This is a genomic window from Vicinamibacteria bacterium, from assembly GCA_035620555.1.
In the GTDB taxonomy this organism is placed as follows: domain Bacteria; phylum Acidobacteriota; class Vicinamibacteria; order Marinacidobacterales; family SMYC01; genus DASPGQ01.
Window position 1 is genome coordinate 1 of the sequence record DASPGQ010000325.1, and the last position, 4,467, is coordinate 4,467.

Sequence of the window (4,467 nt, forward strand, 5' to 3'; positions counted from 1 at the left end):
GTAAACGCCGACTGGCCGCAGTGGCGCGGTCCCCACCGGGACGGCAAGTCGACCGACACCGGTCTCCTCCACGAGTGGCCGGAAGGCGGACCCCCGCTCCTCTGGCAGGCCGAAGGACTGGGACGGGGATTCTCGAGCGTCTCGGAAGCGAGCGGCCGCCTCTTCACCATGGGCGATTTCGGCGACACCCAGTTCGTCCTCGCGCTGAGCGACGACGACGGATCGATCCTCTGGAAGACGGCGGTGGGACCGAGCTGGGCCGATAGCGATCTCTATCCCGGCTCCCGATCCACACCGACGACGGACGGCGATCGTGTCTACGCTCTCGGCACCGAGGGAACCCTCCTGTGCTTGCGCGCCGCGACCGGCGAGGTCCTTTGGCGCCGCAATCTCATCGAGGATTTCGGCGGTTTCGTCATGATGGCGCGCGCCGGCGTCAACTGGCGCTATACGGAGTCACCTCTGGTCGACGGCGACCGGGTGGTCGCCACCCCGGGTGCCCCCGACGCGGCGCTCGTGGCGCTGAACAAGCTCACCGGCGACGAGATTTGGCGCGCCGCCATTCCCGAGCTCGGCGGCAACGGCGACGACGGTGCGGGGTACTCCTCGATGGTCGTCTCCCACGCCGCCGGCGTGAAGCAATACGTTCAGCTCATGGGACGAGGGCTCGTCGGTATCCGAGCCGAAGACGGCGCGTTTCTCTGGGGATACAACCGGATTGCAAACGACGTCGCCAATATCGCGACCCCGATCGTGAGCGGCGATCACGTATTCGGCTCGACGGGATATGGAACCGGGGCGGCGCTTCTCGAGCTCACCGCGAGCGGCGAGGGTGTCAGCGCCCGCGAGGTCTACTTCCTCGAGGCGAGCACGTTTCAGAACCATCACGGGGGCATCGTGCTCCACGAAGGCCACCTCTATACCGGCACGGGACACAACAACGGCCTGCCTTTGAGCACGCGCTTCGAGACCGGAGAAGTGGCCTGGGGCCCCATCCGGAACGACGGGCGGAACTCGGCCGCCATCGCCTACGCCGACGGGCACCTCTACTTCAGGTACCAGGACGGTCTCGTCGTGTTGATCGAAGCCTCTCCAGCGGCATACCAGGAATGCGGGTCCTTCCGCATCCCCAACGTTGACGAGCCCAGCTGGCCCCACCCCGTCGTGACGGGCGGCCGCCTCTATTTGCGGGAGCAGGACCGGCTGTATAGCTACGACGTGCGTGGTTCCCACGATTGAGGAGGAAACGTCATGTGGATGCTCGTGCTCGTCCTGGCCGCGTTCCACCTCATGAGAATCGATGGGACGTGGAAGATTACCGGCGGGAGCTACACCGTCGAGCGCACCGGCTGCGCGCCGAGCCCACTCCGCCGAAGTAATCACAATGCGAGGCGGGTGTACCGCCGCGCCAGGACCACCGAGCCCGCAAGCGACAGCGACTACTACGGACGATACGCCCGACGAACTACAAAACATCTTGGTACGACGACTCTCTCGAGCACGCCCGTTTGCCCTTCTCACTTGACCGAGAACACTGATTTTCCTATGCTCATTTTTTCTGTCCTCCACTAGAATACCCCTCCAGGAGAGAACGACTTGGCCATTGCCAGTCGTACCCGGCTCGGCGCCTACGAGGTCCTCGAGCCCATCGGTGCCGGGGGGATGGGCGAGGTCTACAAAGCCAAGGACACGCGCATCGATCGTACGGTCGCCATCAAAGTCTTGCCGTCGCGACTTGCCGATGACGCCGGGCTCAAGCAACGGTTCGAGCGAGAGGCGAAGAGCATCTCCAGCTTGAACCACCCTCATATCTGCACGCTCTACGAGTTCGACAGCCACGACGGCACCGATTTCCTCGTGATGGAGCACCTCGAAGGCGAATCGCTCGCCGAGCGCATCGTGCGGAAAGGCGCCATTCCATTCGACACCGCACTCCGCTACGCCACTCAGATCGCGGACGCACTCGAGGGGGCACACCGCCACGGCGTCGTGCATCGCGACCTGAAGCCCGGCAACATCTTCTTGACGGAAACCGGCGCCAAGCTACTGGATTTCGGGTTGGCGAAGCTCGCCGACCCGCAGGGGGGTGCCGCAGCGGAGGCTCTCTCCGCGATCCCGACCCAGGCTCAAGCGCTCACCGAGCAAGGCGCCATCCTGGGGACGTTCCAGTACATGGCCCCCGAACAGCTCGAAGGGAAAGAGGCCGACGCTCGGACGGACGTTTTCGCGTTCGGCGCCGTCGTCTACGAGATGGTCACGGGAAAGAAGGCATTCGAGGGCAAGAGCCAGGCGAGCTTGATCGGGGCGATCCTGGAGCGGGAGCCGGAGGCGATGTCGAGGCTCCAACCGCTCGCGCCCCTCGCGCTCGAGCGCGTCGTGAAGAAGTGTCTCGCCAAGGCGCCCGAAGCCCGCTATCACACGATGCACGACCTCGCCGACGAGCTCCGGTGGATTGGCGAGGCGACTCCTTCGGACGAGACGGCGGAGAAGCCCGGTGGCGTCGGAGTCCGCCTGAAACTAGCAGCCACCTTTCTCCTCGGCGTACTCGTTGCCGGAGTTGCCTTCTTCGGTCTTTCACCCCGTTCGAGCCGCCCGCGTGTCGCCCGATTCGCCGCCGTGCTGCCCGATCAGCTCGCGGCCCGCCAATACACGGTGATCGCCATCGCTCCCGATGGAAGCCGGTTCGCTTACGTGGCGAACGGCTCGATTCACGTGAGGGAGCTCGATCAGCTCGAGGCCAGGTCCCTGCCCGGTACCGAAGGCTCTCCTCGGGAGCTTGCTTTTTCTCCCGATGGGGAGTGGATCGCCTACTACGACGATGGACAGCTCATGAAAGTAAACGTCTCCGGAGGAGCGCCGCTTCGACTCAGCGAGATGGAGCAACCTAATGGTCTTAGCTGGGCCGAGGACGATGTCCTCCGTTTCGGTGGAACCGGAGGCGTCTGGCAAGTTCCAGGAAGCGGAGGCGCTCCGGAGCTCGTCTTGAGCACGTCGCAAGGCCCGTGGCGCCCTCAGCTTCTGCCCGACGGCCGCACCTATGTTTTTTTACTAACGCCCACGGGTGGAAGCATTATGGTGCAATCACCCGAGGATGACGCCCCACGGGTCCTCTTCGAGGGAGCCGCCGGCGATGTGCGCTACCTCCCCAAGGGGCACCTCGTCTTTACCGTGCCCAATGATATCTTCGCGGTCTCCTTCGATGCCGAGCGGCTTTCGCTCGTTGGCTCCCCGGTTCCCGTCATTCAAGGGAGTGACTGGCAGTTGGACGTCTCACGGAGTGGGACCCTGCTCTATCTCCCCAGCGCAGGCGCCACCGGCAGAAGACTCGTTTGGGTCGATCGGAGCGGCACCGTCTCACCCGCCACCGACGAGAAACAACCCTTTCGACGCCCCCACCTCTCCGCAGATGGTCTTCGAGTGTTAGTCGAAGTCGCAACGAACACCGGACCACCCGACATTTGGGTCTACGACCTCGAGCGCAGTACGAGAACGAGGGTAACGACGGGCGCAGGTGGGGATCCCGTCTGGGCGCCGAATGGAGAAACGATCGTGTTCAGAAGGAACGAGGGGGGTGACCTGTACTCGAAGGCGGCCGACGGGAGCGGCGAGGCAGAGCTGCTCCTGACGAGTGACACTCCCAAGGACCCCCATTCCTTTTCGCCCGATGGCAAACGCCTCGCCTACTACGAGAGGACAGGTCATCGAGACATCTGGGTTCTCGACCTGGACGAGAACGAGGCAGAGCCGTTCGTCGTCACCGAGTTCAACGAGCGCTCGCCCAAGTTCTCACCCGACGGCCGGTTCATCGCATATACCTCGGATGCTTCCGGCCAGGACGAGATCTACGTCCAGCCCTATCCCGGCCCCGGGAGACGCACCGTCGTCTCGACGGAGGGTGGGTTCGATCCGGTCTGGTCACGAGACGGGCAGGAGCTTTTCTACCGTAACGGAAATCGAATGATGGCGGCGAAGATCGCGACCGCGCCCCGCTTCACGGCGAGCATGCCGCAAACCCTTTTCGAAGGCGCGTTTCTCACCGACATCCCCGCGAGCGGAAGCCGAACCTACGACGTTTCTCCGGACGGCCAGAGATTCCTGATGGTCGAGGGCGGCGAGGAGCGCTCCGAGGTCCACATCGTTTTGAACTGGCTCGAGGAGCTCGAGGCCCGCGTCCCCGGCGCACGCTGAGCATCAGAAATCGAGAATCGAGAACAGCCAGCGGAAAGAGAAAGGCGCCAGGCAGAGCGCCGCCACGCCGTTGACGACGAGACCTGCCATTGCGACGATTTTCGGAACGCGTCTCTCCGCCTTCGCCAAGCGCTGCCACCACGAGACCAAGCCGTATCAATGCGCCGAGACCAAGAAAGGCCAAGGCGAAACCGCCGAGGGCCGCCCAATCCCGCGCGTCCTGGGACGCCCATAGAGTCCAATAGATCGCCCAGGCACCTCCGAGCGCAAACAAGAGCA

Annotated in this window: 3 protein-coding genes; all 3 read left to right on the forward strand. The window is 64.0% G+C overall.

What is annotated here, in order from left to right:
* A partial coding sequence (locus tag VEK15_13350; protein ID HXV61678.1) for a PQQ-binding-like beta-propeller repeat protein occupies positions 1-1,239 on the forward strand: 1,239 nt, incomplete at its 5' end.
* A gap of 12 nt (positions 1,240-1,251) precedes the next feature.
* On the forward strand, positions 1,252-1,572 hold the full coding sequence (locus VEK15_13355) for a hypothetical protein (GenBank protein HXV61679.1): 321 nt from the start codon (positions 1,252-1,254) through the stop codon (positions 1,570-1,572).
* A 24-nt stretch (positions 1,573-1,596) separates the two neighbouring features.
* Complete coding sequence (locus VEK15_13360; protein ID HXV61680.1) at positions 1,597-4,188, forward strand: protein kinase; 2,592 nt, start codon at positions 1,597-1,599, stop codon at positions 4,186-4,188.
* The last annotated feature ends 279 nt before the right edge of the window (positions 4,189-4,467 follow it).

Excerpts from the sequence above, each read along its gene's own strand:
- VEK15_13355 (HXV61679.1), top strand. The coding sequence starts at position 1,252 with ATGTGGATGCTCGTGCTCGTCCTGGCCGCGTTCCACCTCATGAGAATC.